General features: G+C 71.9%; 20 protein-coding genes. 9 read left to right on the plus strand and 11 right to left on the minus strand.

Annotation, left to right across the window (positions count from 1 at the left end; translation table 11 throughout):
- Window positions 1-294: 294 nt before the first annotated feature.
- Window positions 295-3,750, plus strand: a complete 3,456-nt coding sequence (locus tag OV090_RS31050) for a sigma-70 family RNA polymerase sigma factor (protein WP_267708270.1) — start codon at window positions 295-297, stop codon at window positions 3,748-3,750.
- 57 nt (window positions 3,751-3,807) lie between these two features.
- On the opposite strand, the gene OV090_RS31055 is transcribed toward OV090_RS31050, so the two are convergent.
- Together OV090_RS31055 and OV090_RS31060 are read right to left on the minus strand one after the other, a co-directional pair.
- Window positions 3,808-4,176, minus strand: coding sequence for a hypothetical protein (locus tag OV090_RS31055; protein ID WP_267708271.1), 369 nt, complete (start codon window positions 4,174-4,176; stop codon window positions 3,808-3,810).
- A 240-nt stretch (window positions 4,177-4,416) separates the two neighbouring features.
- On the minus strand, window positions 4,417-6,027 hold the full coding sequence (locus OV090_RS31060) for a hypothetical protein (RefSeq protein WP_267708272.1): 1,611 nt from the start codon (window positions 6,025-6,027) through the stop codon (window positions 4,417-4,419).
- On the opposite strand from OV090_RS31060, the gene OV090_RS31065 reads away from it, so the two are divergent.
- Window positions 5,987-7,558, plus strand: a complete 1,572-nt coding sequence (locus tag OV090_RS31065; RefSeq protein WP_267708273.1) for a hypothetical protein — start codon at window positions 5,987-5,989, stop codon at window positions 7,556-7,558. The two genes, OV090_RS31060 and OV090_RS31065, sit on opposite strands and share 41 nt — an antisense overlap.
- Before the next feature lie 195 nt (window positions 7,559-7,753).
- Here OV090_RS31065 and OV090_RS31070 read toward each other — a convergent pair whose 3' ends face one another.
- From OV090_RS31070 to OV090_RS31090, 5 genes are all read right to left on the minus strand, one after another.
- Window positions 7,754-8,149, minus strand: coding sequence for a hypothetical protein (locus OV090_RS31070; protein WP_267708274.1), 396 nt, complete (start codon window positions 8,147-8,149; stop codon window positions 7,754-7,756).
- A 655-nt stretch (window positions 8,150-8,804) separates the two neighbouring features.
- Window positions 8,805-9,836: a hypothetical protein gene (locus tag OV090_RS31075; protein ID WP_267708275.1), complete on the minus strand. Its 1,032-nt coding sequence runs from the start codon at window positions 9,834-9,836 to the stop codon at window positions 8,805-8,807.
- Between the two features lie 66 nt (window positions 9,837-9,902).
- Window positions 9,903-10,985: a sigma-70 family RNA polymerase sigma factor gene (locus tag OV090_RS31080; protein WP_267708276.1), complete on the minus strand. Its 1,083-nt coding sequence runs from the start codon at window positions 10,983-10,985 to the stop codon at window positions 9,903-9,905.
- A 50-nt stretch (window positions 10,986-11,035) separates the two neighbouring features.
- The gene (locus OV090_RS31085) at window positions 11,036-12,205 is read right to left on the minus strand and encodes a hypothetical protein (protein ID WP_267708277.1); all 1,170 of its coding nucleotides are present in this window, start codon (window positions 12,203-12,205) and stop codon (window positions 11,036-11,038) included.
- Between the two features lie 49 nt (window positions 12,206-12,254).
- Window positions 12,255-13,214: a hypothetical protein gene (locus OV090_RS31090; protein ID WP_267708278.1), complete on the minus strand. Its 960-nt coding sequence runs from the start codon at window positions 13,212-13,214 to the stop codon at window positions 12,255-12,257.
- Between the two features lie 287 nt (window positions 13,215-13,501).
- Here OV090_RS31090 and OV090_RS31095 point away from each other — a divergent pair, with 287 nt between their 5' ends.
- Complete coding sequence (locus tag OV090_RS31095) at window positions 13,502-14,155, plus strand: glutathione S-transferase family protein (RefSeq protein WP_267708279.1); 654 nt, start codon at window positions 13,502-13,504, stop codon at window positions 14,153-14,155.
- Between the two features lie 34 nt (window positions 14,156-14,189).
- On the opposite strand, the gene OV090_RS31100 is transcribed toward OV090_RS31095, so the two are convergent.
- Together OV090_RS31100 and OV090_RS31105 are read right to left on the minus strand one after the other, a co-directional pair.
- Entirely contained in the window at window positions 14,190-14,822 is a 633-nt protein-coding gene (locus OV090_RS31100; RefSeq protein ID WP_267708280.1) for a hypothetical protein, read from the minus strand.
- Between the two features lie 115 nt (window positions 14,823-14,937).
- Entirely contained in the window at window positions 14,938-15,861 is a 924-nt protein-coding gene (locus OV090_RS31105) for a LysR family transcriptional regulator (protein WP_267708281.1), read from the minus strand.
- Between the two features lie 96 nt (window positions 15,862-15,957).
- Here OV090_RS31105 and OV090_RS31110 point away from each other — a divergent pair, with 96 nt between their 5' ends.
- Both OV090_RS31110 and OV090_RS31115 read left to right on the plus strand, forming a co-directional pair.
- Window positions 15,958-16,824, plus strand: a complete 867-nt coding sequence (locus tag OV090_RS31110) for an SDR family NAD(P)-dependent oxidoreductase (protein ID WP_267708282.1) — start codon at window positions 15,958-15,960, stop codon at window positions 16,822-16,824.
- Between the two features lie 306 nt (window positions 16,825-17,130).
- On the plus strand, window positions 17,131-18,609 hold the full coding sequence (locus OV090_RS31115; protein ID WP_267708283.1) for a thrombospondin type 3 repeat-containing protein: 1,479 nt from the start codon (window positions 17,131-17,133) through the stop codon (window positions 18,607-18,609).
- A gap of 253 nt (window positions 18,610-18,862) precedes the next feature.
- Here the strand turns inward: OV090_RS31115 and OV090_RS31120 are convergent, their stop codons facing one another.
- Window positions 18,863-19,069 carry a CsbD family protein gene (locus OV090_RS31120; protein WP_267708284.1) on the minus strand — a complete coding sequence of 69 codons (207 nt, stop codon included), beginning with the start codon at window positions 19,067-19,069 and terminating at the stop codon, window positions 18,863-18,865.
- 503 nt (window positions 19,070-19,572) lie between these two features.
- Here OV090_RS31120 and OV090_RS31125 point away from each other — a divergent pair.
- The 4 genes from OV090_RS31125 to OV090_RS31140 are packed head-to-tail and all read left to right on the plus strand — an operon-like array spanning window position 19,573 to window position 25,837.
- Entirely contained in the window at window positions 19,573-22,956 is a 3,384-nt protein-coding gene (locus OV090_RS31125) for a response regulator (RefSeq protein ID WP_267708285.1), read from the plus strand.
- A complete protein-coding gene (locus OV090_RS31130) occupies window positions 22,953-23,768 on the plus strand; it encodes a CheR family methyltransferase (RefSeq protein ID WP_267708286.1) in 816 nt (271 codons plus the stop codon). The genes OV090_RS31125 and OV090_RS31130 overlap by 4 nt, the downstream gene beginning before the upstream one ends.
- A 3-nt stretch (window positions 23,769-23,771) precedes the next feature.
- Window positions 23,772-24,368 carry a chemotaxis protein CheB gene (locus tag OV090_RS31135; protein ID WP_267708287.1) on the plus strand — a complete coding sequence of 199 codons (597 nt, stop codon included), beginning with the start codon at window positions 23,772-23,774 and terminating at the stop codon, window positions 24,366-24,368.
- Window positions 24,365-25,837: a response regulator gene (locus OV090_RS31140; protein WP_267708288.1), complete on the plus strand. Its 1,473-nt coding sequence runs from the start codon at window positions 24,365-24,367 to the stop codon at window positions 25,835-25,837. Before OV090_RS31135 ends, OV090_RS31140 begins: the two co-directional genes overlap by 4 nt.
- Window positions 25,838-25,841: 4 nt before the next feature.
- On the opposite strand, the gene OV090_RS31145 is transcribed toward OV090_RS31140, so the two are convergent.
- The gene (locus OV090_RS31145) at window positions 25,842-26,363 is read right to left on the minus strand and encodes an inorganic diphosphatase (protein ID WP_267708289.1); all 522 of its coding nucleotides are present in this window, start codon (window positions 26,361-26,363) and stop codon (window positions 25,842-25,844) included.
- Between the last annotated feature and the right edge of the window lie 106 nt (window positions 26,364-26,469).

Raw genomic sequence — 26,469 nt, forward strand, 5'->3', positions numbered from 1 at the left:
TCCGCTCAGCCCGCGGCGCCCTGTTGCAGCGCAGTGAACACCTTCGCACAGCGCAGCGTGGGAACCCCACGCAAGACGGAGGTGGGCGGCTCCACGTCGAACCGTTCCAGATCCGGCTCGCACACCACCGGCAAGCGGCGCCCAAATCGCGCACGACCGCACGTTCGTGCATCCGGCATTCGCGCTCGAGGCCGCCGAAAAAAATCTGCCCTCGCCTTTGCAACACTCGCCCGCGCGGTGGCATGCCGGCGGTGAACGATGACCCACTCCGGAGCGACCGCCGCTTTCGCGGACATGAATTGGCTGCAACGCCTGGCCGCCGCCCTCGCACGAGACGCCGACGACGCCGCCGACCTCGTGCAGGACACGCTCGTGACCGCATGGTCCCACCCGCCGGCCGACGACGGCCAGCCGCTGCGCCCGTGGCTGGCGACGGTCCTTCGCAACCGTTTCCGCATGCAGCTGCGCACGCAGGCGCGTCGCGAGCGGCGCGAGCAGGCTGGGGCGTCGACGAGGGCGATCGCCGCCGAGCCCGACCGGGAGTTGCTGCGCCTGGAGCTGCTCCGTGTGCTCCTCGCCGAGCTCGAGCGGCTCGCGCCCGAGGACCAGAAGATCATCGTCCGTAGGTTCTTCGAGGGTGAGAGCGCGGCCGAGATCGCCCGCGGGCTCGCCATTCCTGCGGCGACCGTCCGCTCGCGCCTCCACCGCTCGCTCCAGCGCCTGCGTGCTCGACTCGACGAGCAATTCGGCGGGCGTTCGGCCTGGTGTGTCGTGGTCCTGCCCGCGCCTCACGGCGCGTCGCTCCCGTCCGCGAGCCCAAGCAGCTCCATGAGCATCGCCGCGAAAGTCATTCTCGTGACGAGCCTCGGCATCGTCGGTGTGGCCGGCTGGCTCGCGCTCACGGAGCCATCCCCGGCGGGGCCTCCCTCCGCGGGACCGACTGCCTCGCAAACCGTCCTGCGGTCTCCGGTGGAGGGACCGGCGAGGACGCCGATCGACCCGCGCCGTGCAGACCGGGCGGCCATCTCCGGGCACGTGCGCGATCCCGAGGGCCACCCGGTGCCGGCTGCGACGGTGTGCGCGGCGTCGTCGTCGGAGACGCTCGGCGCGTCCGAGCGGCGCGCGAGGCCTTGCACGATCGCGGCGGCGGACGGCTCTTATCGCCTGGACGGCCTGCTGGCAGTGCCGCATCGGATCACCGCGAGCGCGCCGCATTTCATCCCGCGGGCGCACCGGAGCGGCTCCGGGGCCCTGGCGCGCGAGCTGGTGCCCCTGCGCTTCGGGCAGGAAGAGCGTGGCATCGACATCACCCTGCTGCCCGGCGGGGTGAAGCTCGTCGGCATCGTGCGCGACCTCGGCGGCGGAGAGGTCGATGGCGCGCTCCTCGAAGCGGGCGACGCGGCCGGGCGCTCGGGCGCGGACGGCAGCTTCTCGCTGTGGGTCCGCCCGGGCGAGGTGCTGGTGACGGCGACGGCGGAGGGCTATGCGGACGCGCAAACCTCCGGACGCGCACCGGGATTGACGCTCGAGATCCTCATGATTCCGGAGTCGGTGCTGCTCGGCCGGGTGGTGCGCGCCGACGACGGGTCGCCGGTCGCGGGCGCCGAGGTGAGCGCGCTCAACGGCGGCGGCTGGGGTCGCCAAGGACCGGCCTTCACCGACGCGTCCGGAAACTTCAGGATCGACGCGTTGCGACCCGGTGCCTACAAGGCGCGGGCGCTGCATGACGAGGGATATGGTGCTGCGGAGGCGCTGGTGGTGCTCGGCCTCGGTGAAACCTCCGCGCCGGTGGAGGTCCGCATGCACCCGGCTTTCCTGGTCGAAGGGACAGTCGTGGTCGCCGGCGGGGGCACGTGCGATCGCGGCTCGATCATCCTCTCGGACCCCCAAGGCCAGCGTCATGCGACTATCTCACCCGACGGCCGGGTGCGGGTCCCGGGGCTGCTGCCCGGGAGTTACAAGGTGGACGTCCGGTGCGAAGGGTTCGTGTCGGCGCCGAGCTACCCGCCCCTGGCGATCGCCGACCGCAGCCTCCGCGAGCTACGCTGGGAGGTCCGACCGGGCCAGGCGATTCGCGGTACGGTCGTCGCTACGACCAGGGATCCCGTCACTGCGATGACGGTGACGGTGAACCCGCAGGTCGACCCGAGCCGTTCGAATGCGCAGTCGACCAGCGGAATCGCAGAGGCCGACAACGCCGGACGGTTCGAGGTCAAAGGCCTGTTGCCGGGGCGCTATGCATTGCGCGTGTTCGCCGGAGATCCACCGCAGCTCCTCCAGGGGCCCGAAGTCGAGGTTCGTGACGGACATGACCTCGAAGACATCCGTATCGAGCTGCCGGCGGCCGGCGAGGTCCGTGGCGAGGTCCACGACGTCCACGGCCGCGCCATCCCCGGGGCGAGGGTCTTGCTGCGTGGGCCGACCTACGCGCAGACGACCAGCCTCGACGACGGGAGCTTCCGCCTCTCCGGCCTCGCTGCCGGCGCGTACCAGGCGAGCGTGAACAAGAGCTACCAGCCGCTGCGCATGCACGACGCCAAGGACGGCGAAGCGCCGCGCGTGGAGGTCGAGACCGGCGAGGCCGCTGTCCTCGACCTCGTCGTCGAGGCCCCGGACGGGAAGATCTCTGGACGGGTCGTGGATAGCGACGAGGCAGCGCAGGACGACGTCTTCGTCGAGGTCTTGCACGAGCCGGAGAGCGGCTCACCAGGGGCCACCTTGCGCGACATGCGGTGGAGCATGGACCGCGGCCTGCGGCCGCGGATGACCGACGTCGACGGAAGGTTCGAGTTTGGCGACCTGCCTGAAGGGACATATACGCTCGTGGCCCACCGGCGTGACGGCGGCGAGGGGATCGTCGAGCGGGTGGCCGTGGGCAGCGAGGTCGTCGTCAAGATAGCCGCGCCGGGCTCGCTGGTCGGGCGGGTACGCTTGCCCGGCGGCGGCGGACCAGAGCGATTCTCGGTGGAGCTCCGCGATGCGGCGACCGGCTACCAGGTACGCGACAGCTTCTTCCGCACCGACGGGACGTTCGCGTTCCCGCAGGTGCCTGCAGGTAATTTCGTGGTCGCAGTCGAGGCGCCGGAAGGCGCGGGCAAGGCCGAGGTCGCGCTGGCGACGGGCGAGCGCGGACAGGTCGAGGTCACGCTGGCGGGCCGCGTCACCGTCCGCGGCCGCGTGCTCGACCTCGACACCGGCGAGCCGGTGCCGGGAATGCGCGTGAAGTTCGGCGCGGAAGGGAGAGAGGCGTTCATCAGCTCGGCGGACCACGTCGACGAGCGCTCGGTGTCCGACGCGGACGGCCGATTCGAGGTCGCCGACGTGCCTGTCGGCCATGCGACGGTGATCGTCACCGCCAGGAGCTTCGGAGCGACGAGCGACCACGAGACTATCTGGACGCGTGTACGGATCTCGAACGGTAGCGTGGTCGAACTGGCGCCGCTCGAGGTGCCGCGAAGCCGGCTTCAGCCCGGCGACGAGGCCGGCGAGCTCGGCATGACGATGCGACGAGACGTTCCGACCGAGGGAGCGGAAGCGCGGCCGCCGACAATCGCGTTCGTGCAGCCTGGCGGCCCAGCCGCGCACGCCGGGCTGCGGGTCGGCGACGCGATCGTCGCGGTCGACGGACATGACGTCACCGGCGACCACGTGCATCGCTTCGATGCCCTGACACGGGTGCCCGTGGGGACCGAGCTCCGCCTCGAGCTCGAGCGTGGAGGCAGCGTCACGCTCACCGCCGCACGCCGATGAATCGCCGGGCTGACGCGACAGCGCCTTCACTCGAGCCGCCTGCCGCAAGAGGCTGCCTCAGCCCCAGGAGTCATGCAGCACCCGGTGACCGAACGCCTCGATGAGCGCCCGCATGCACTCAGTGCCGCCAAACGGCCCCGCATACGGGTCGAACTCGAGGCGCGCCGTCGTCGGCGAAATCCGACGGCAGCCCAGGATCTCGTACTCGCCGTTGCGGAACGCGTCGAGCATCGACCCGAAATCCCAGGGTGTCTCGAGGCCCGGGTCGTACGGTCGCTCCGAGGCCGGGGTCGCATCCCAGCGGCGACGGTACGCCGCCAAATCCGCCGCGGTCGGCCACCAGAAAAAGGCCCTCGCCTCGGCATCGAAGAAGCCGAGCCAGAAATCGTCGTCCGGCCACACGTCCTCCTGCTTGCTGAGGCGCAAGGCCTCGACGACCCCGACGAGGGGCGCCTAGCGGTCCTCGCGGACGACTTCGAACTCGAGGAAGAAGGCAGTCATCGACGCTCTGCGGAGGGCGGAGGATCACACGGCCCCGCCGGTCCCTCAACTGCGGCTTGCCGCTTCGGGCGTGAGACCGACGCGACACAGCTCAGCATCGCCAAGATGCTGAGTCACAGCTCGCCACTGTGCTCCCGAGGTGCAGGGGTCCACCTCGACGGCGATTCACTCGGCGCGGGGCTCGAGGTCGGGGTCGATCAGCGCGCGCACGTAGGCGTGGTAGTGCGTGGCGATCGCCGCCTCGAACCTGGCCTGAAGTTCAGGCGACATGCCGAACGGCCCGTCGGCCCAGAAGCTGAAGTCGGCGATGAAGTCGTCCTCGGAGCGGTCGTAGACGCGCCAGTCGATCGCGGGGAACGGCGGGAGGTTGTAGGACAGCGGGAACTCGAGCCACGCGCGCAGGCTGGTGCTGCTGGCGCTCGGCTCGTCGTCGTCGTCGTCGTCCGCGTCGCGCGGGTCGGTGTACACGACGTCGAGGCCGTTGCGATCGAGCAGCTCGCGCCAGAACCGGGCGACGATCCGGAACAGCGCCGCGTCGCCGTCGATCGGCATCACGTGGCCGTTCCACGGGTCGCTCATCAGGATCGTCTCGAACTCCCCGCCGGGCGGGCACAGCTCGATCCGGTCCTCCTGGAACGTCCCGGGCTCCGGGCGGTGGCACGGGCAGAACAGCACGGTCCAGCCGTCGAGCTCGAGCGCCGCGAGCAGCTGGTCGTCGACGCTCTCGCGCAGCGCGTCGGTCTCGGCCTCGTCGAGCAGCCGGACGCGCGTCGCGGCCGCGGCGAGCCGCTCCTCGCTCAGCCTCGCCCGCGGCGACGGAGGCGGCGCCGCGCCGGGCGGGCCCTCTGCGACCCATACCGCCAGCAGGCCCAACGGTTGCGACGCCCTCAGGAACCCGTTGAACATGAACACGACGTCGACCTCGACGTCCTCGCGGGCGAGGTACTCCTGCGCCGCGGCCCGCCACGCCGCGACGGCCGCGTGCGCCGCCGCTTCGTCAGTCGGCGCGGGGGCCAGGTAGTCCTCCACCGCGAGCGAGCCCACGAACACCTCGCGCTCGTGGATGTCGACCAACTCGCCGCCCTCGTGCGTGTCGACGCGCACCAGCCAGCGCAAGAGGCCGTACTGGGGCGCCTCGTCCTCGTGCCGGACCGACAACAGGTGCAGCGTGTGGCGCGTATCGCCGGCGACCGCCTCGGCGAGCGGACGCTCGCCGCCGATGCCGAGCAGCTCGAGCCCGCGGGTCAACAGCCACCCGGCTCGCCCGCCGACCTCCTCGGGGATCAGCGCCTGCACCAGCGCGTCGGCGATCGACTCGGGAGAGCGCGGGTGCGGAGCGGCGAGCGCCGAGCGCAGCGCCGCCTCGGCCCGCGCGCGCCAGTCCGGCGCGACCGGGAGGTCGTTGGCGATGTACGACGGCATGCGGGCCAGGCCGCGCGCCCGCTGCTCGACGCCGCCGCCGCTCCAGCGCATCACGACGTGCACCCTGCCCTCGCTGCCGCGCAGGTGCGGCCGCAGCCAGTCGACCTGCAGCGCCCGCGCGCCGTCGGCGACGCGCAGGCCGTCGAACACCCGGGCCTTCAGCGCCGCGCCGACGCTACCTGTCTCCAAGGACAGTTCGGCGAACTCGTCGCCGACGAGCGCAGCGAGCTCGGCCCGCAGCGCCGGGTCGGCCGCGTCGCCCGCCTCGGCGAGCGCGACGATCGCCAGCTCGGGGCCGCGAGGGAGGCACTGAGTGTGCCGCAATTCCTCGGCGAGCGCGTCGCGGTCGAGCATCGGCACGTTCGCCGGCGGCCACGCGACGTGCTGGTCTCGCGGCAGCGCGGCCGCCCGTGACAGCGCCTCGATCAGGGCGTCGGACCATTCGACGGAGCTCATCGCGCCGACTATAGCGAATCCGGGCGCCGATCCCCACGGCACGCCGCCTGAACGATGCACTTGCGGATCGCCGGCGCCTCCCCGTGGAAGACGCCGTCGGTCGCGGCCGACGTCTCGCCGCCGCCATGCCGGCCTGGGCGCCGACGCACCCGCGCGCCATCGTCTCCCGGTCCGCGCAGGGCGTCCCGGTGCGGCGTCGGGACGCCCGCGCCTCGTCATGGTGGTGAGATCGGCTTCCGCGTGCGTCGAGCGTGTTGACGAGGCGCGAGGGCTCGTCGAGGCTTCACCCGTGCTCCTCCGCGACGACGATCCCCGCGCGTCGATCCTCCTGACCTGGCTCGTGACGCGGCGGCTGCTCGCCCCGGTCGCGGCCGACATGCAGCGCGTCCGGGAAGTACGACTGCCCGCCGACGCCGAGCTCTGGATCTCGCGCTGGGACGGGCTCACCGACGATCTCGCCGCGCCGCCGGCAGCCGCCTTTCTCGTGGCGTTCCACGGCCGACCGCTCGAGGCAGTTCTGGCGCGCGAGTGCGGGAGCACCCGCCCTGAGCTCGCCACGCTCGACGTGGAGCGCTTCGAGCGTATCGCGCGCGCGATCGATCGCGCGTTCGCCACTGCACCTGCCGACGCGCCCCGGCCCCTCGATGTGTCGCTGCTCGCGGCGCCCGTACGCGCGACCCTCGAGGGCCTCGGGCTCGTCTGGGTCGCGCACGAGCACGCGTTCGTGCGCGCATCGGCGGAGCTCGTGCAGCGCGTGGAGGTCACCTCCTGGCGGCGCTCGCCTGCCGCGCCCGGACACTCTCTGCGAGCGAGCGCGAGCGTGCGAGCCCCACGCCTCGATCGGCTGCGTGACGCGCTCACACGCGAGGGCGTGACCTTCGACGCGACCCTCCTCGTGTCACCTCTGCTCGGGCGCTCCGGCCCCACGCACGAGCTCACGTCCACGCGACGCATCGACGCCCTCGTCGCACCGCTCTCGCACGAGCTGGAGGGGCTCGCGCGCTGGGTCGTCACTTTCGACTCACCCGTGAAAGTCCTCGCCGCCTTCGCCATCGACGATCCCGCCTGGTGGTCGACGTGGGTGCCGGGCAGCGACGCCGCATGGCCGGAGCGACGCGCCCTGCTCTCGGTGCTCCACGGAGGCGTGAGCCCCGCGGACGCGCTCGCGTCGGCCGACGCGATCTACGTGCGGCTCGGGCGGACGGCGCTTCGCCGGCGTCACGATCTCGAACGACTCCGACGCTTGCTCGAGCATGCGACGCGACACGATGCCCTCGCAGAGGCGGCCGCCCCGCCATCGCCTCGCCGGGTGCGTCACGCCAAGTTCGGCACCGGCACCGTACGCGCCGAGCGAGAGGGCAAGCTCGTGATCGCGTTCGACGACGGCGTCGAGCGCGTCCTGCTCCCGCGCTTCTGCTCACCCGAGTGAGTCCGCCGGGCTGCGAGCGCAGGCTGAAAGCGCGTCGCCATGACGATGGACACACCGAGGGTCCGAGTGGCCTGACCCGTGCAAGACGGCGAGACCATGATCGACGGCGTGCAGAAGATGCGCCTCGTGAAGCAGGGCAGCTGACCCTGCGACGACCGGCGGGCCGGCGCGCGCTTCGCTTCGAGCTCGGACGCGCTACGCGACCGGCAGCGCCTCGTCCCCGCCCGCCTTCACGCCTCTTCGCCGGGGGCGGGTCGTGCGTCGCTCGACGGCTTCGCCGCGGAGGCTGCGTCCGCGCTGAAACACGAACACCCTGCCGAAAACGCCGATGGCGACGGTCGCGTCCCCGGTGGTCGCCGAGACGAGGAGGTAATCTCCGTGGATGAGCACTGGATCGCTCAATGAGGCGGCCGCGCGCAGCGCCGTCAAATGCTGCGTCCGGTCCGGCTTCGTGAGCAGGGCCAACATCACCAGCGCCATCACTGCCGACTTGTCGAGCCAGCGAGGGCGGGCCCGGTGCCGCGCGCGCAACGCGAACCAGAGCAGCGCCAGGAAGGCGACAAAGACCGGAATGACGACCGCCTGCTTCATGAGAGGGCTGATCGCGCCTCCCGTCAGCGCAGCGCTGATCAGGGTCGGAACGGACTGTGAGTCCAACAGGTTGGGTAGCATCGGGATCGTCTTCCGCGATCGCTCCTGCGATCTGCGGAATGGCGGCCCGACCACTCCAGAACCTGTGACGGACCTCCCGCCACACCCTACGCGGATACGCACCCGCGTAGTCCGTAGGTACCGCACCAAGGCTCAGCATGCAAGCGGCTTTGCGACTCACACGAGCCAAGCGCCCCTGGCGCCCCGCCCAGGCCCCACTCGCTGGATTGGATTACCCGAATGTCATCTTCGGATCGAGGCCGTGGCGCTCGCGCAGGCGGCTCCACGGCCCCACGTCGTCGCTCGCGGCGCCGCTCCGCGCCCCCGGGGCCCGCGCCGGCCGCGAGGCATCGCCGGCCGCCCCTGTCAGGCGGCGCAGCCCCCGCGGCCCCTGGGATAGCCTTGCGGACCGCAGGATCGGGGCCTGGAGCTCATCGAGGACCTCGGCACGCCGGCGCCCCCGCGGCCTCGACGGACCCTCCAGGGACGAACGCGAGGTCATTGTTCCCCGCGCGGCTCGAAGAGCGCTCGCGGCTGCGGTGGACCGGCCGCGAGCCCTCGGCGCAGGCGTCCGGGCACGGCCTGCTCTGCGGAATCATGGCTCGAGCGAGCCCGGGACCACGCACGCGCCGAGCGTCGCGAATGACGGGTCCTCCTCCATCCACACCGGAAAATCATCGCAGCTCGCGGCCGGGTCGCTGCAATCCGGCGCCGCGAGGTCACACCATTCGCTGCAGCAGCGCTCCTCGGCGCAGCCGGGCACGTGCTCGGCGGGGAGGCACAGCTTGCCCTGCCCACATTGATCATAGTCGCAGTCGGCGCCGAGCGGCAGCTCGCCCGGCGGGACCTCCCAGCAGAAGTTCGTCCCGTACAGGAACGCCGGGTAAAAGAGGCACTGCAGATCGGCCGGGCACGTCTCCGGCGCCTGCGGGTTGCACTCGAAGTGCAGGCAGGCGTGCGGGAAGATCGAGCCGTTCTCGGTCGCGTACTGCGTGCCCGGGAAATCGCTGCAATCCTGGCTCCCGGGCTTCGGATACGGCGCGCAGAAGCCGTGGTCCGTGACCCCGAACGCCTCGAGGCAGAACGACTCGGGGCCGCAATCGTCGCTGACATTGAGCCAGATCCCGTTCGGCAGCGAGCACGCCGCGAACGGTGCGCCGTCGCCGACGACGTCGACGCAGCGCGCGTGGTCGCGGCGGCGCATCTCGCCCGGCGTCGCGTACCACACGCATTTCTGCCCGGCCGGACAGTCCTGCGCCATCGGGTCGCACTGCGGGATCTCTGGGCCCATGTCCGGGGGGCACACGAATTCGCACCCCGTCGTCGCGCTGCCCTCGCCGGGCTCGCTCGCGCTGGCGCTGCCGGTATTCGAGGTGCCGGACGCCTCCTCGGTCGTGCCGACCCCGGTCGTGATGCCGTCCGTGACGCCGCTGCCGGGGCCCGAGCTCGTCCATTCGCCGGAGCTCGACATGCCCTCGGTGCCGCCTGCTGTCTCGCTCGCTCCCGGGTTGTCGCCGGTGCTCGCATCGGTGGCGGTGAGCAGGTCTTTATAAATGGAGCAGGCCGGCGCGACGATCGACACGGCGAGCGTCACGCACGAGAGGAGGCGAACTTGGCTTGCGGTCATGTCCCTGCTTCTCCGCCACGTCGGGGTTTCTGTTGCGCGTCCGCAGGATTTTTTTCGCCGCAGGAATCACCGGCCGACGCAGGTGGAGTCGAGCTGCGCGCGCACGCGCTGACGCGCCGGCTCCGACATGCCCGCTGCGACCGCGCGGGCCTCGTCCGCGCGCCCGAGCTCGCACAGCGCGCGCACCCGCGTCAGCGACCGCGCCTCCGCCAGCGGACTCTGCGAGAAGCTGCGCTCGTGGCGATCGAGCTCGGCGAGGGCGGTCGTCGCGTCGCCGGCCTGCAACGCGGCCACTGCGGTCGCCAGAAGCCCCGCGCCGAGCTCGTCGGGAGCATCCATCCTCTGCGACAGCATCGCCTCGAACCGACTGCCGGGCGGCGGCGGCGGCAACACGATCGGCGCGCTCGTGTTCGCCGATGAGGCCACGCGCGAAGCAGTCGGGCCGCTCGCGCCCGCCGGGGCGGCATCCGGCGCCTCGGCCGGCGAGCGGAGGACCACCGGCAGCGCGACCGCGGCCGCGACCACCAGCACGCCGATGCTGCCCTTCGCCTTGACGAGCCCCGCCACCAGCCACCCGCTCGCGCCGGCCGGCTCTCCCAGGCGCGGCAGCAGCACCAGCCACGCGCGCTGCGTCACCGCCGGGTCGGGCGCCGGCTCTCGCGCGGCGTCGGCGAGCAGCGCCCGCTCGAACAGGCTCCGCGTCGCCCGCAGCCGCGTGTACACCGTGTCCAGCGGCACCCCCAGCCGCGCCGCGATCTCGGGCCCCGTCAGGCCGTGCAGCTCGCCCAGCACGAACACCTCGCGCCGGTCCGCGCCGAGCTGGTCGAAAAAGCGCCGCAGGAACCGCTCGGCCTCGACGCGCATCCACGGCCGCTCCTCGACCGCGCCGACGGCCACCTCGCACCACGCCGCGAGCTTGCGCTGGCGGCGACCGTGCGCGCGGCGGTAGCGAAAGGCGACGCGCCGGGCGATGCCGACCAGCCACGGCTCGGCCGCCCGCGCCGCGTCGAACTCGGCCCGCCGGCGGTAGAGCACCACGAACACGTCCTGCACCGCGTCGTCGACCGCCGCTGCCGGCACCCCGAGGCGCGCGATCACGCTGCGCACCAGGCCGTGGGACGCCCGGTACAGCCGGCCGAAGCTCGCCATGTCCTCGAGGCCGCGCGAAACCGGGCGAAATTCCGCTGCAGGCTGGTCCGTCACGGGCCCTTCTTCTCCGGCCGCCCGCTCTTCTGGGGTCCCAGGGCGATCGTCAGGCCGACCGACCCCCGCACCCCGTAGCGCCCCTCCGGCGCCAGCAGCACGCCGCCGATCGCGTAAGTGGTCGCGACCGGCGCCGCGAACCCGTCGACCGCCACGTGGACCCCGACCTGCGGCGAGAACCACCCGTCGAGCGCCCCGCCCAGCGCGAATGCGAGCCACGGACCGCCGGCTCGGCGCTCCGGCACCAGCCCGACGCTCGTGGCCCGGCTGCCGCCTGCCTCGACCGCGCCGCACACCGCCAGCTCGAGCGACCCACCGAGGAACCGCGGGCACGCGCGCAGCACCCCGGCCGCCATGCGGAGCGTCCCGCCGCGGCCCGAGCCGTCGCCGAGCGCGAGCCCCTGCCCCGGCAACACCAGCGCGCCGCCCTCGACCCGCACCCGATCGAACATCCACCCGGCCGTCACCGCGAGGCCGAAGTCGCCGCGTGGAAACGCCCCGTACCCCGCGACCGCCACCAGCCGCGCCACCGGGCCCTGCCGTCGCACCCGTCGCGGCTGCGGGCGTGGAGCGGCCGGCGCGACCGCCTCGGCTGCCGCGGGCTCGATCCGAGCGGGCACCGGCGCCGCCATCGCCTCGCCCTCCGGGACGCTCGCCGCCGCGACCTCGGGCACGAGCGCCGGCGGCTCCGCAGTCATCGCCGGCGGCTCCGCAGTCCCCGGCGGCTCCGCCTCCGTCAAAATCGCTACAGGCGGCGCGTCCGCGCTCGGCACCACCAGGCGCTTCGACGCCGCCAGCGGCTCTGCGAGCACTGCCACCAGCACGACCGTCGCCTGTGCCAACATTTCGCAATCCTCGGCGACCAGGTCGCGCTCGAGACTGCCACCATTCCAGCGCAGCCGCAGCGACAGGCGAAATCGATCGACCGTCGCGCCGCTGTCGATCACGCGCGCCCGCGCCTCGAGCACCAGCGGCTGCTCCCCGAGCAGCGGCTTCATTCGCCGCAGCAGCGTCGCGCGATCGGGGCACGCGCTCGCCGGCGCATCCCACGACAATCGCACCCCCGTCGTCGCTGTCTCGCCCGCCGCAGTCACCGGCGCGGCCGCGACGGCGATCCCGAGGCCCGCGGTCCGCCACGACTGCCCGGTGCTCTTCGTCCCGCGCACGGCGAAGCGACGTTACCCCCTCCCGCCCGACGGGGAAAGGCCATCGCCACTATCCCGCGAGCTCTGCCACGAGCCGCCTCGCCTCCTCGCGCACGCTGGCCTCCGGATCGTCGAGGAACCGCCGCATCCTCTCGAGGCAATCGGCAGGGCGCCGCTGAAACACAGCCTGAAGCACCGCCAGGCGGATGTTGTCTGCTTCGTCGCGGCGAAACGACCAGAGCAGCTCCAGGGCGCCCGGGTGCGGGTTGGCGCCGAGCCCGAGCACGACCTCGTACGAGCGATACGCCGGCGAGACGAGCGCCTGGCCGAGGGCCTGCAGCGCTTCGTCGGTCCCGTGGCGACACAATCGCTTCAGCGCCACGAAGGGCCGCTCCCCGGGGCCTTGCAGCAGCCGCACGTAGTGCGAGACCACGCGGCCGTCTTCGACGGTGGCGAGCGCCTGCTCCGCCTCGCGCCAGACCGTGTCGTCCGCGGACAGCGTCCGGTGTCCCAGCTCGTCGATGACCGAGCCCAGCGCCGCGCGATCGGGCGGCTGGACCGCGAGCGTCGTCGCGACCTGGACGCCGATCTCCGCTGCCGGTCTTCGCAGGCTCTCCGCGGACCACGGCTCTTCCGCGCATCGCAGCTGCTTGGCGATCTCGATCCTGTGCGCCCCGGCGGCCTCGAAGCGGACCCAGTGCGCGAGCAACAGCCGCCTCCGGAACGGCTTGTCGACCGACAGACGCCGGCCGCCGACCACGCCTCCCAGCTGGGGCCCTGCGTCGCGGATCGGGAGGCTGCGCCCGCGCTCGACGTCGATCGCCGCCACTGCGTAGCTCTCGGGCCGGCCCAGGCGGTTGCGGTAGTCGCCGCCCTCGATCAGGATGAGCGGCTCGCCCGCGACGAGCCGCACCTCGAAGGTCAGATAGAGCGGCTCGTCCTGTCGAAGCGTCCGCCGATCGGGCGCGACAGACACGGCGAGCTCGCGCGCACGCACGTCCACGTGAACCGCCGACTCGGTGGGCGTCATGCCCCGAGGATGTCAGATTCGTCGGACGCCCGCCATCCAGGTGGATCGTCGCGCTCTATCCGTGTTCTGCGGTCCGGCGAAAGAGTCACGCAGGTGCATGCAATGGCTCGTTCGAGAGAGTTCGACGCGGCGCTGTCGATCCTCGACCGTGGATGGGCCCGCTCGGTCCAGGCGCTGCCGTACGCATTGACGGGGCGAGCGTTCTCGCTCAAACTGCCGCTGCCCGGGCCCAGGACCATCCCCACGGAGGGCGAGGCTCCGCAACAGCCCGGGCGAGGGAGGATCGCATGATCACGCTCTACGGCTTCGGCCGGGTCCATCGAAAGGTCATCGGCGAGACGCGCGACCTGCGGGTGCAGTGGGCGCTCGAGGAGCTCGGGCTGCCCTACCGTGTCCATCCGCTCGATCACACCGGCGGCGAGTTCAACGGCCCGGCGTTCGCGGCGATCAGCCCGTTCCATCAGGCCCCGGTGATCGACGACGACGGCGTCGTCATCGCCGAGACGGGCGCCATCCTGCTCTACCTGGCGGAGAAGGCCGGCGCGCTGCCGGCCGACGCCGTCGCTCGGGCCGCGGTGAACCAGTGGTGCTTCGCCGCGCTCACCACGGTCGAGCCGCCGGTCGCCATGATTCAGCTGTCCGACGCCGGCGGCCTGCCGAGCACCGTCGAACAGAGGGCCGCGCTGGTCCGCTGGTCCCACCGCGTGCTCGACGGGATCGAGCGCCGGCTCGACGGACGGACCTGGATCGCCGCCGACGACTTCACAGTCGCCGACATCCTCCTCACGTGCGTCCTGCGCGAGATCCGTCGGACCGACCTCCTCGCCGACTACCCGCGGCTGCGGGCCTATTTCGATCGGACCCAGGCGCGCCCCGCCTGGCAGCGGACGCTCGAGCGCTACGCCGAGCGGCTCGGCGTGACCGTCGCGGACATCCGCTGATCACGAGCGGGCGCAGCCGCGAAGGCGTGGTGGTTCAGGCGCAGCAGCCTTCGAGGCGTTCCGCCGCGAGCTCGGCGTCCTGACAAACACCCGACGGTGTGCATCCCATCACCAAGGGCACCCCGTCGATTTCGCAGACACACGTCGCCTGGTCGCATACCAGGCGCCGTTTTTGGGGCGCCTCGAGGCACTCCTGGTTGAAGGCGCAGCCGTCGGCCGGCACGTCTTCGCCGAACTCCTGCGAGATCTCGCAGCTCTCGTCCCCGCAGATCGTCGCCTTTGCGAAATCCTTCCAACACGGCGACGTGCCCGCTTCGAGCGACTCGCAACTATCGATCCAGAAGCACTCCAGGGTCAGTTTCCACTGTTGAGAGCACTTGGCCTCGGTCGGCGTGCACGGACAGCCATTGAAGGCGTCGCCGAGACCGCACGCCACCAGTCGGTCACAGACCGCCTGGCACAGTCTCTCCCCCTCCCCCATGGTCGTCGACGTGCTGCTGTCGGTCGTCGTCGGTTCCAACCCGATCGTCGTCGTCGTCGTACCCGGGCCGAGAGTCGCGTCGGTCGTGCTCGACACGCCCGGACCGCCCGACGCGGTCGAGGCGTCCGTCGCGGAATCCTCGTCCTGCGGGTCGCCGTTTTTCTGCTCGCAGCCGAGCATCGCCATCGCTACCACGAGGACCGCTCGCCCCATACGGCAAGGGTAGCACGCCGCGGCCTCGTCCATGGCGCTGGTCCGGCCTGCATGCGCGACGAGCTTTGGCGAGCCGGCGAGGCCGTCCTCAGGTCGCGCTCCGACGGAGCGTGCCCGTCGCCCCTCGCCGCCGCGCCCGCAGGAACTCCACCAGCGCGCGCAGCTTCGGCGGCACCTGCGTGCGGCTCGGGTAATACAAGAACAGCCCCGGGAACGGCGGGCAGTACGTCGTCAGCACCCGGACCAGGCGCTTCTCGGCCAGCGCCTCCGTCACCGAGTTCTCGAGCAGGTACGCCAGCCCGACCCCGTCGAGGGCCGCGCGCACCATCACGTCGTACTCGTTCGTGACCAGCCGACCTTCGACCGCCAGGCTGATGTCGCGACCCTTCTCGGTGAACTCCCAGCGGTACACCGCCCCGCTGGAGACCCGGCGGTAGTTGATGCATTCGTGCTCGAGCAGCTCGCGCGGGTGCTTCGGCTTCGGGTGCGTGGCGAAGTACGCCGGCGAGCCGACCACCGCCGAGCGCATGTCGCCCGTCAGGCGGACCGCCACGACGTCCTTGTCGAGCATCTCGCCGATCCGGACGCCCGCGTCGAAGCCCTGCGCGACGATGTCGGCGAACCCGTCGTCGGTCGTGATCTCGAGGCGGATCTCCGGGTGCGCCGCCAGGAACGGGGCCAGGATCGGCTCCAGCACCCAGCGGCTGGCCACCCGCGGCACGTTCAGGCGCAGCGTCCCGGTCGGCCGCCCGCGCACCTGATCCAGCGCTTCGAACGCCGCCTCGACCCCGGCCATCGCCGGCCGCAGCTGGCCGACGAAGCGCTCCCCCGCCTCGGTCAGCCCGACGCTCCGGGTCGTGCGCTGCAGCAGCCGCACCCCCACGCGCTCCTCGAGCGCGCGGACGCTCTGGCTCACCGCCGACGGGGTCACGCGCAGCTCCGCCGCCGCGGCCGTGAAGCTGCGCTTGTCTGCCACCACCAGCAACGCCGTCAGGCCCGAGAGATCGTGCATCGCCGTCACTTGTTAGCAGAACTAAAAAGCGAGCGGCAATTCGCGCGCTTCTCCGCCGCGGCGCGGGCGCCTAGCTTCTTCCGCCAGGAGACCGCCATGAGCACCCGCCCCGCCCCCACCGCCGAGACCGCCAAGGTCTGGTTCGTCACCGGTTCGTCCTCCGGCTTCGGCCGCGCCCTCGTCGAGGAGGTCCTCGCCCGCGGCGACAGCGTCGTCGCCACCGCGCGCCGACCCGACGCCCTCGCCGACCTGGCCGCCCGCGCCCCCGATCGCGTCCAGCTCGCCGAGCTCGACGTCACCCGCCCCGAGCAGGTGCGCGCCGCAGTCACCGCCGCCCTGGCCCGCTTCGGCCGCATCGACGTCCTCGTCAACAACGCGGGCTTTAGCATCCTCGGCGCGCTCGAAGAGACCGACGACGACGCGCTGCGGGCGACGATGGAGCTGATGTTCTTCGCCGCGATCGGCACCACCCGCGAGGTCCTGCCGCACATGCGCGCGCGCCGGAGCGGCACGATCGTCCAGATCACCAGCGTCGGCGGCATCACCACCGCGCCCGGGTTCGGGGCCTACTGCGCGGCCAAGCACGCGCTCGAGGCAGCGTCCGAGAGCCTCGCCGCCGAGCTCGAGCCGCACGGCGTCCGCGTCCTCGTGGTCGAGCCGGGCGCCTTCCGCACCGCCCTGTTCGGCCCCGCCTTCCGCCACATGCCGGCCATGGACGCCTACGCCGCCACCGTCGGGGCGATGCGCTCGTGGGTGACGCAGACCCACGGCGAACAGGGCGGCGACCCGGCCAAGGCCGCGCGCGCGATCGTCGACGTGGTCGGCCGCTCCGCCGTCCCGCTGCGCCTCCCCCTCGGCGGCGACGCTGTCGACCAGATCCGCGCCAAGCTGGCCAAGATCGCCGCAGACGTCGACCACGCCGAAGCGCTGGCCCGCGCCACCGACTTCGATCCGCAGACCTGAGCCGCCGGCCCAGCGCTCACCGACCGCAGCGGTTCGCGAGCACCTCGACCGCTCCGAAGCGACCGCCGCGCCACGACCCCGTCATTGCGCGGACGGCGTCGCATCAGTCGCCGCGGTTCGCTAGCGGCCGCGCCCGCGTGCGACCGCATGCACCACGCACCTGCTCGTGCTGCATCACGCGCGTAGAGCCCTCGCCCGCGGTTTGCCGCTCATTCGCCCTGCCGGGTCCGAAGCCCGTCCGATCGTTCGCGCGCACGGCCGGCAAATCGGTGAGCCGCCGCGATCCGCTCGCGCGACTGCAGCATCATGATTCGCCCTCACCACCGCCAACCGCGCCACCTGCTCGGCGCCGTGCTCCTCGTCCTCGGCGCTTGCAAGCCCGCCGAGCTCGACCCCTTCGACACCGACGGCGCCACCGACCCCGGCGGCACCGTCGACCCCGGCGGCACCGTCGACCCCGGCACCACGAGCACCGACACCGGCCCCGCCGAATCGACCTCCGGCGTGAGCACGACCGCCGACCTGACCACCACCGACACCACCGGCGACGAGCCGCTGCCGAGCTGCGAGGGTCCGGTCACCGACTGCAAGCTGGACCTGGATCGCGACGGCGTGATGTTCCACTGCGACAACGCCCCCGATCACTTCAACCCTGACCAGTCGGACGTCGACGGTGACGGCTTCGGCGACGTCGCCGATCTGTGCCCGACCCTCCCGGTCGGCGAGCCCAAGGCCGACAGCGACAAGGACGGCATCGGCAACGCCTGCGACCTGTGCGTGAAGGCGGCCGCGCACTACAACGACACCGACGCGCCGATCTCCGAGCGCATGAAGGTGCGCAACATCCCGAGCACCGCCGACAGCGATCGCGACGGCATCGGCGACGCCTGCGACAACTGCGTGCGCACCCCCAATTGCCAGGACTACGGCGAGGGCCTCGATCCATACGAGCTCGGCGACCCGATCGCGTTCGACGGCGACGACTGCCAGATCGACGCCGACAAGGATCTCGTCGGCGACGCCTGCGCCGGCACCATGCTGCCGGGCGCTGCCGGCCCGGTCGGCTTCGGCCTCGACGACGACTTCGACCAGGACGGCCTGCGCAACGGGGACGACGGCTGCCCGCGCCAGCCCGTGGCGCTGCAGGCGTGCGACGACGACGCCGACTGCCCGGCCGCCAGCAAGTGCGTCCAGGGCCAGTGCGGCCACGCCGACTTCGACGGAGACGACATCGGCGACATCTGCGACACCTGCCCCTACGTCGGCAACCCGCAGCAAGTGCAGATGGGCCATGCGGAGGAGAACGACCAGGACGGCGACTTCGTCGGCTTCAACTGCGAGACCACGCTGGACGCCGACCTCACCCCCGACCCGCGCCGGATCGGCTTCTACGACCTCAGCGCCAACGGCTATTGCTGCGTCCGCCTCCACCCCGCCGGCACCACTCTCGATCCCGACGGCGACACGGTGCCGCTGCCCGCCAAAGTCCTCAACCAACCAGGCGTCGTCCAACTCCCGCCCGGCTGCGCGCAGGAGGGCCAGCCGCTGAACGGCACCGTCGACCTCGCCACCTTGTGGGCCAGCTTCTGCCTCATGCCGCAATCGGACCAGGACTTCGACGGCCTCGGCGACGTGGTCGACCTGTGCCCCTTCTCGTTCGACCCCGCCAACACCGTCTACGTCGACGACGAGAACATGCAATGGGAGAACTACGGCGAGTTCTGCCTCGGGGAGTACAGCCCGGAGCACCTCGACCCGGCGATGATGTGCCTCCCGGGCACCTGATCGACGAGCCCGCCGCGGCGCGGACGACCGGGCCGCGGCGTCGACCGCCGCTCGGCAAAAATGCCTTTACCGCGACCCGGACCGGGAGCCTCGGCGCGGTATGATGAATGGACGGATTCCGACGACACCGCAGCCCTCTCGGCGCCGGGCCCGCGAATCGCCGCAACGCAAAACGACGCGGCGCGCCTGCAGGTCACGGGACCTGCAGACGCGCCGAATCGCATCGCAGAGCGGCGCGGAGCGCCCACATTCGTCACAGGTTGCTGTTGTTTTCGGCCTTGTAGCCCAGCTTGCGCTCGATCTCTTCGCGGCGCTCCCCCGAGCGCTCCTGAATGATCCCGCACAGCTTGTCGGCGTTGCCTTCGGCCTTGAGGAAATCGTCGTCGGTCAGGTTCCCCCAGAACTGCTTCGCCTTGCCCTTGAGCTGCTCCCACTTCCCCTGGATCTGATCGCGGTTCATGGTCGGTTTCTCCGCCCACCAGTTTGATCGCGGTTGCACCGCGCGCTCGCCCGACTAGCGCCAGCAAACGGCGCCAGGCGCTCGTCACGGCCCTTGTCATGCCGTCGATTTCGGCGGCGCGTTCGCCATTCCCACCGTTCGCGCGCACGACGCAGCCCGATCGTACGAATCACGGGCGCAGCGGACTCGGCCGTGTGAACCGCCTCCGCCTCGGCCTCGGCGCCGTTCTGCCGGGGATGCGGGCGTGGAGACGGGGGTATCGCCTGGCCCGCAGGGGAGACACCGATCGTCGCAGCGCCCTTTCATACGCGTCATGCGAAACATCACCCGCCCTGCCGCGCTCGGCCTCCCTGCGCGTCCCGCCACGAATCATGCTTCGTGCGAATGATATACCCTCACGGGCTGCGGCGGCCGGACCGGCCACGCGCTCGTCGGAGGTTCGCCGCGCAGCGGCCATCGGCCGGCGGGGCGCCTCGGACACCGCGGACACTAAGGAGCATCGGGTGAACCTCAGCAGGGACGAGCAGCGCACGTCGCTCACCAAGCGGCTCACAGTCGCGATCGCCACGCCGATCGCCCTCCTGTTGCTGCTCGGCGTCGTCCTCGGCCGGCAGATCCTCCTGATGGCCGACGACGCCGCCTGGGTCAACCACAGCAACGAGGTCCTCTCGCAGGCCAACGCGACGATGCTCGAGATCGTCGATCAGGAGACCGCGCTGCGCGGCTACCTACTGACCGGCGATCGTCAGTACCTGGGCCCGTTCGAGCGGGCGCACCCGGACGGCAAGTTCGAGCGCCTGCACGAGCTCATCGCCGACAGCGCCGCGCAGCAGGCCCAGTTCGATCAGGCCCACCAGCACTACCGCGAGTGGTACGCCACCTGCGAGGCCGCGCTGAGCGGCCACGACCTCGACCAGGCGCGCAGCCCCGCCGCCATGCTCGCGCGCAAGGCCCGGATGGACGACATCCGCGACGCGATGACCGTGGCCACCGACATCGAGAAGGACCTGCTGGTCGCGCGCGCCGTCGCCTCGGAGCGCTCGACCGCGATCGCCCGGTCCGCCTTCGTCGCGCTGCTCGCCGGCGTCGCCCTCCTGCTCGCGTTCCTCTCGCGCCGTCAGCTCGCCTCGATCGCCAGCACCTTCGGCACCGCCCTCGACGCCGAGCAGCAGGCCCGCGCCGCGCTCGAGGCCGAGGCCTGGATCCGCGAGGGTCACACGCGCGTCGCCGAGGTCGTGCAGGGCGAGAAGAGCACCGTGCAGGTCGGCCACGACTGCCTGGCCGCGCTCGCCGCCCACGCTGGCGCCGACGTCGGCGCCTTCTTCGTGCGCGACGGCGGCGACTGGGTGCGGCGCGTCGGCCTCGCGCTCGACTCGCGAGCCGCCGGGCCGGAGACCTTCGCCGCCGGCGAGGGCGTCATCGGCCGCGCCGCCGCCGGCGGCCAGGTCGTCGAGCTGCGCGACGCCGACGAGCTGCCCCTGCGCACCGGCACCAGCGAACGCTTCCCCGCCCACGTGCTCGTCCTGCCCGCGCGGGTCGACGGCGTCACCATCGCAGTGCTCGAGCTCGGCTTCCTGCGCCCGGCCGAGCCGCGCGTGCGCGCCCTGCTCGAGCGGATCGGCGAGACGGTCGCGCTCGCGGTCCGCAGCTCCGAGCAGAAGGAGCGGCTCGCCGCCCTGCTCGAGGAGACCCAGCGCCAGGCCGAGGAGCTGCAGACCCAGCAAGAAGAGCTGCGGGTGCAGAACGAGGAGCTCGAGCAGCAGACCCGCGCGCTCGAGGAGTCGCGGGCGCGCCTCGGCAATCAGCAGGCCGAGCTCGAGCAGATCAACGCCCACCTCGAGGAGCAGACGCAGGCGCTGCAGGCCGAGCGCGACACCCTCACGCAGGCGCAGATCCAGCTCAAGCGGACCTCCGCCTTCAAGTCCGAGTTCCTCGCCAACATGTCGCACGAGCTGCGCACCCCGCTCAACAGCTCGCTGATCTTGGCCCGGCTGCTGGCCGACAACCGCCAGGGCAACCTCGACGCCGAGCAGGTCAAGTTCGCCGAGACCATCTACTCCGCCGGCAACGACCTCCTCACCCTCATCAACGACATCCTCGACCTGTCGAAGATCGAGGCCGGCATGCTCGACGTCCGGCCCGAGACCATCTCGCTGGCGCGGCTCACCGATCAGCTGACGACGACCTTCCGCCCGGTCGCCCGCGACCGGCGGCTCGCGCTCGACCTCGACGTCCAGCGCGACGTCCCGGGCGCCCTCCAGACCGATCCGACGCGGCTGTCGCAGATCCTGCGCAACCTGCTGTCGAACGCGCTCAAGTTCACCGAGCAGGGCGGCGTCAAGCTCACGGTGCGCGCCGCCGGGGCCGGCGCGGTCGCCTTCGACGTCACCGACACCGGCATCGGCATCCCGCCCGATCAGCAGGAGCTGATCTTCGAAGCGTTCCGCCAGGCCGACGGCACGACCAACCGCAAGTACGGCGGCACCGGCCTCGGTCTTTCGATCTCACGCGACCTGGCGCGCCTGCTCGGCGGCGAGCTCACCGTCGCCAGCGTCGTCGGCCGCGGCAGCACCTTCACCCTCACCATCCCCGCGCAGCTCGTCGCCCCCGGTTCGGCCGCGGCGCCGACCCTCGCGCCGCTCCCGAGCCCGACGCCGATCCCTCCCTTGCGTCGCCTCCCCGCGCCGCCGCCCCCGCCGCAGGCGCCGACCGCCGCGCGCTCGATCCTCCTCGTCGAGGACGACCCCGCGTTCGCCGGAATCCTCGCCGGCCTCGCGCGCGAGCTCGACTTCCACCCCCTCCTCGCCGACACCGCCGAGGAGGGCCTGGCGCTCGCGCGTCAGCAGCGGCCGAGCGCCATCGTCCTCGACGTCTCCCTGCCCGACCGCTCCGGCCTCAGCGTCCTCGACGCGCTCAAGCACGACCCCGCGACCCGGCACATCCCGGTCCACGTCATCTCCGCCAGCGACCACACCCGCATCGCCCTCGAGATGGGCGCCGTCGCCTACGCCATCAAGCCCGTCGTCCGCGACCAGTTGGTCGCGGCCCTGCGGCGGCTCGAGTCGAAGGCCGCGCAGTCGCTGCGGCGGGTCCTCGTCGTCGAGGACGACGTCGTCCACCGCGAGAGCACCTGCAAGCTGCTCGCGGCCGACGACGTCGAGACAGTGCCGGTCGGCACCGCCGACGACGCGCTCCGCGCGTTGCGCACCACCACCTTCGACTGCATGGTCCTCGACCTCAGCCTGCCCGACAGGTCAGGTTTCGAACTCTTGCGGGAGATGGCCCAGGGCGAGCAGTACGGGTTCCCGCCCGTCATCGTCTACACCGGCCGGGCGATCAGCCGCGTCGAGGAGCAGGAGCTCGGGCGCTTCTCGCAGTCCATCATCATCAAGGGCGCGCGCTCGCCGGAGCGGCTGCTCGACGAGGTCACCCTGTTCCTCCACCAGGTCGAGACCAGCCTCCCGCCCGAGCGGCAGCGCATGCTGCGGGACGCTCGCCACCGCGACGCGGTGTTCGAGGGTCGGCGCGTGCTCGTCGTCGAGGACGACGTCCGCAACGTGTTCGCCTTGACCAGCGTGCTCGAGCCGCGCGGGGCCAAGGTGGAGATCGCGCGCAACGGCAAGGAGGCGCTGCAGCACCTGAAACTCAAGCCGGGCGTCGACCTGATCCTGATGGACCTGATGATGCCGGAGATGGACGGTCTCACCGCCACGCGGGCGGTCCGCGCCGACCCTGCGACCGCCAAGATCCCGATCATCGCCCTCACCGCCAAGGCCATGGCCGACGATCGCGCCAGCTGCCTCGCCGCCGGCGCCAACGACTACATCGCCAAGCCGCTCGACGTCGACAAGCTGCTGTCGCTGGCGCGGGTGTGGATGCCCAAATGACGACGTCGCCCGACCCCGAGCTGAGCGCGCTGCTCGACGCGGTCTACCACCGCTATCACTACGACTTCCGCGGCTACGCCGAGGCCTCGCTGCGCCGGCGGATCGGCGCCGCACTGACCCACCTCCGCTGCCCCTCGCTCGCCGAGCTGCGCGAGCGCGTGCTCGCCGAGCCGCGCGGCTTCAGCGAGCTGCTCCGCTTCCTCACCGTCCAGGTCAGCGACCTGTTCCGCGACCCCTCGTATTATCGATCGCTCCGCGAACGCGTCGTGCCGTACCTGCGCACTTATCCCTCGCTCAAGGTGTGGGTCGCCGGCTGCGCCACCGGCGAGGAGGCCTACTCGCTCGCCATCGTGTTCGCCGAGGAGGGCCTGCTCGACCGCACCCTCATCTACGCCACCGACATCCACCCCGAGAGCCTGCGCGCCGCCGAGGCCGGCGTCTACGACCTCGAGCGCTTCGCCCGCTTCTCCGACAGCTACCGCCAGGCCGGCGGGCGCGGCTCGCTGTCCGACTTCTACACCGCGCAGTATTCCTCGGCGATCCTCGACCGTCGGCTCAAGCAGGCGATCCTGTTCTCCGACCACAGCCTCGCCACCGACGTCGCCTTCGCCGAGGTCGAGCTGGTGTCGTGTCGCAACGTCCTGATCTACTTCGACCGCCCGCTGCAGGACCGGGCGATCGGCATCTTGCGCGACTCGGTGCGGCGCAAGGGCTTCCTCGGCCTGGGCGCCAAGGAGACCCTGCGGTTCTCGGCGCACGCCGAGGCGTTCACCGAGCTCGTCCCCGAGGACCGGATCTATCAACGGCGGTAGACCATGGCGACGCGCAACATTCACATGATCGTGATCGGCGGCTCGTCGGGGGCGCTCGACGCTCTCGCCGCCCTGCTGCCGGCGCTGCCGCCGGGTTATCCGCTGCCGCTGGCCGTGGTCCTGCACCTGCCGCCGACCCAGCCCAGCCACCTCGTCGAGGTCCTGCGAACCAAGGCCTCGCTGCCGACGCGGGAGCCCGACGACAAGGAGCCCATCGTGCCCAGCACGGTCTACGTCGCCCCGCCGAACTACCACCTGCTCGTCGAGCGCGGGCGCAGCTTCTCGCTCTCGGTCGACCGCCCCGTGCTGTTCTCGCGGCCCTCGATCGACGTCCTGTTCGAGTCGGCCGCCGACGCCTTCGGGCCGCACCTCGCCGGCGTCCTGCTCAGCGGCGCCAACGAGGACGGCGCCCGCGGCCTCGGGCGCATCGCCGAGGCCGGCGGCCTCACGATCGTCGAGTCGCCGGCCACCGCCGCGGTCCCGATCATGCCGGCGGCCGCGCTGCAGCGCGTCGCCATCGACCACGCCGTGCCGGCGGCCGCCATCGGCACCTTGCTCGCGCGGCTCGCCGCGCCCACGCGCTCCGGGGAGGCGACATGAACCTCGAACCGATCAACTTCCTCCTCGTCGACGACACCGAGCAGAACCTCATCGCCCTCGAGGCGCTCCTGCGGCGCGACGGCCTCGACATCCTCACCGCGCGCAGCGGCTTCGAGGCGCTCGAGCTGCTGCTCGTCCACGACGTCGCCCTGGCCTTCCTCGACGTGCAGATGCCGGGGATGGACGGCTTCGAGCTGGCCGAATTGATGCGAGGCACCGAGCGCACCAAGAACGTGCCGATCATCTTCATCACCGCCGGCGCGCGCGACAGCGAGCGGGTGTTCCAGGGCTACGAGTCCGGCGCGGTCGACTTCCTGCACAAGCCGATCGACCCGCGGGTGCTGCGGAGCAAGGCCGACGTGTTCTTCGAGCTGTCGCGGCAGCGACGCGACTGCACCCACGCCCTGCGTCTCAACGAGATGTTCGTCGGGATCCTCGGCCACGACCTGCGCACCCCGCTGTCGGCGATCCAGACCGGCACCGAGATCCTCGAGCAGCTGGTGATCGACGACGACCAGCGCGGCATCTTGCGGCGCATGTTCGTCTCGAGCCACCGCATGAACGAGATGATCGAGCAGCTGCTCGACCTGACGCGCGCGCGGCTGGCCGGCGGCCTCGGCTTCGCGCGCGCGCGCCAGCGGGTCGACGTCGTCGAGCTCGTGCAGCGCGCCGTCGACGAGCTGCGCACCACGCATTCGCAGCGCGAGGTCCGGGTCGAGACCCTCGGCGACACCGTCACCGCCGGCGACCCCGACCGCCTGGTCCAGGCGCTGTCGAACCTGATCGGCAACGCGATCCAGCACGGCCACGCGGACGGCCCGATCGGCATCCGCGTGTTCGAGGACGGCCACCAGATCGCGGTCGAGATCCGCAACCGCGGCGTCATCCCGACCGAGCTCGTGCCGGTGCTGTTCGACCCGTTCCGCGGCCGCGACCACTCGCCCTCGCGCACCAACGCCCGCGGCCTCGGCCTCGGCCTCTATATCGCCCAGCAGATCGCCCAGGCCCACGGCGGCACCGTCTCCGTGATCTCGAGCGACGAGACCGACACCGTGTTCACGCTCCGCCTGCCGCGCGCCTCGCCCGAGCCCACGCTCGCCGATCGCCCGCATCGCGGCCACACCGTGCTGATCGCCGACGACGACGAGGCGACCCGCGAGAGCCTGCGCGAGGCCTTCGCCGGCGAGGGTTACGCGACCATGACCGCGGCCAACGGGCGCGACGCGCTCGATCAATTGCTGCACGCGCGGGTCAAGCCCGACCTCGTCATCCTCGATCTGGTGATGCCGCTGCTCGAGGGCGGGCAGGTCTATCAGGCCATGCAGGCCGTCCCCGAGCTGGCGCGGATCCCCGTGATCGTGTCGACCTCCGATCCGGCCCGCGCCCCCGCCGGCACGATCCTGATCCCCAAGCCGGTCAAGCTCGGCCGCCTGCTCGACACCGCCGCGCGCCTCGTCCGCTCGCCCTGACGCGCTACTTCTGCCCCGCCTCGACGAGCGAGCGGGCCGCCTCGGGGCCGAGCATGCCGAGCACGCGGAAGCGCTTGCCCTCGAGCTCGTTGTAGTGGACGAAGAATTGCTCGAGGTCGGCCAGCGCGCGCGGGCTGATGTCCTGCACGCGCCGCAATTGCTCGTACGTGCGGGACGCCGCGCTGACCGCGAGGAAGCGGTCGTTGCGGACCGGCTCCTCGCCGGCGGCCGATTGCTCGGCGGTCATCACCCCGAGCAAGCGCGCCCGCACCAGGCAGCCGGCGAACGTCGGTTCGTCGGTGAGGACGAGCGCGTCGAGCGGGTCGCCGTCGCCGCCCTTGGTGCCGGGGATGAACCCGAACTCGAGCGGGAACGCCATCCCGGCCGGCAGCACCTTGTGAAGGGTGAAGGTCTCGAGCGCCGGGTCCCACTTGAATTTGCTGCGACTGCCGGCCGGCGACTCGATCACTGCGTGGACATCGCCTTCGACGAACGCCGGAATCCTTGCGAATCTGTCCCGCCACATGCTCGCCTCATAGCACTCGCCCGCAGGGCGTCGAATCGCCGGACTCATCCTTGAATGCCCCGACGAGCGAGCGGACGGCCGAGTCCGCACCGGGAACGTTCCCGGG

This window comes from Nannocystis sp. RBIL2, from assembly GCF_026626745.1.
Taxonomy (GTDB): domain Bacteria; phylum Myxococcota_A; class Polyangia; order Nannocystales; family Nannocystaceae; genus Nannocystis.

Bases quoted from the DNA above. Each gene is read 5' to 3' on its own strand.
- OV090_RS31050 (WP_267708270.1), top strand. From the start codon at position 295: ATGAATTGGCTGCAACGCCTGGCCGCCGCCCTCGCACGAGACGCCGAC.
- OV090_RS31060 (WP_267708272.1), bottom strand. From the start codon at position 6,027: ATGCTCGACCGCGACGCGCTCGCCGAGGAATTGCGGCACACTCAGTGC.
- OV090_RS31070 (WP_267708274.1), bottom strand. From the start codon at position 8,149: ATGAAGCAGGCGGTCGTCATTCCGGTCTTTGTCGCCTTCCTGGCGCTG.
- OV090_RS31075 (WP_267708275.1), bottom strand. From the start codon at position 9,836: ATGACCGCAAGCCAAGTTCGCCTCCTCTCGTGCGTGACGCTCGCCGTG.
- OV090_RS31080 (WP_267708276.1), bottom strand. From the start codon at position 10,985: ATGGCGAGCTTCGGCCGGCTGTACCGGGCGTCCCACGGCCTGGTGCGC.
- OV090_RS31090 (WP_267708278.1), bottom strand. From the start codon at position 13,214: ATGACGCCCACCGAGTCGGCGGTTCACGTGGACGTGCGTGCGCGCGAG.
- OV090_RS31095 (WP_267708279.1), top strand. From the start codon at position 13,502: ATGATCACGCTCTACGGCTTCGGCCGGGTCCATCGAAAGGTCATCGGC.
- OV090_RS31100 (WP_267708280.1), bottom strand. From the start codon at position 14,822: ATGGCGATGCTCGGCTGCGAGCAGAAAAACGGCGACCCGCAGGACGAG.
- OV090_RS31105 (WP_267708281.1), bottom strand. From the start codon at position 15,861: ATGCACGATCTCTCGGGCCTGACGGCGTTGCTGGTGGTGGCAGACAAG.
- OV090_RS31110 (WP_267708282.1), top strand. From the start codon at position 15,958: ATGAGCACCCGCCCCGCCCCCACCGCCGAGACCGCCAAGGTCTGGTTC.
- OV090_RS31115 (WP_267708283.1), top strand. From the start codon at position 17,131: ATGATTCGCCCTCACCACCGCCAACCGCGCCACCTGCTCGGCGCCGTG.
- OV090_RS31120 (WP_267708284.1), bottom strand. From the start codon at position 19,069: ATGAACCGCGATCAGATCCAGGGGAAGTGGGAGCAGCTCAAGGGCAAG.
- OV090_RS31130 (WP_267708286.1), top strand. From the start codon at position 22,953: ATGACGACGTCGCCCGACCCCGAGCTGAGCGCGCTGCTCGACGCGGTC.
- OV090_RS31135 (WP_267708287.1), top strand. From the start codon at position 23,772: ATGGCGACGCGCAACATTCACATGATCGTGATCGGCGGCTCGTCGGGG.
- OV090_RS31140 (WP_267708288.1), top strand. From the start codon at position 24,365: ATGAACCTCGAACCGATCAACTTCCTCCTCGTCGACGACACCGAGCAG.
- OV090_RS31145 (WP_267708289.1), bottom strand. From the start codon at position 26,363: ATGTGGCGGGACAGATTCGCAAGGATTCCGGCGTTCGTCGAAGGCGAT.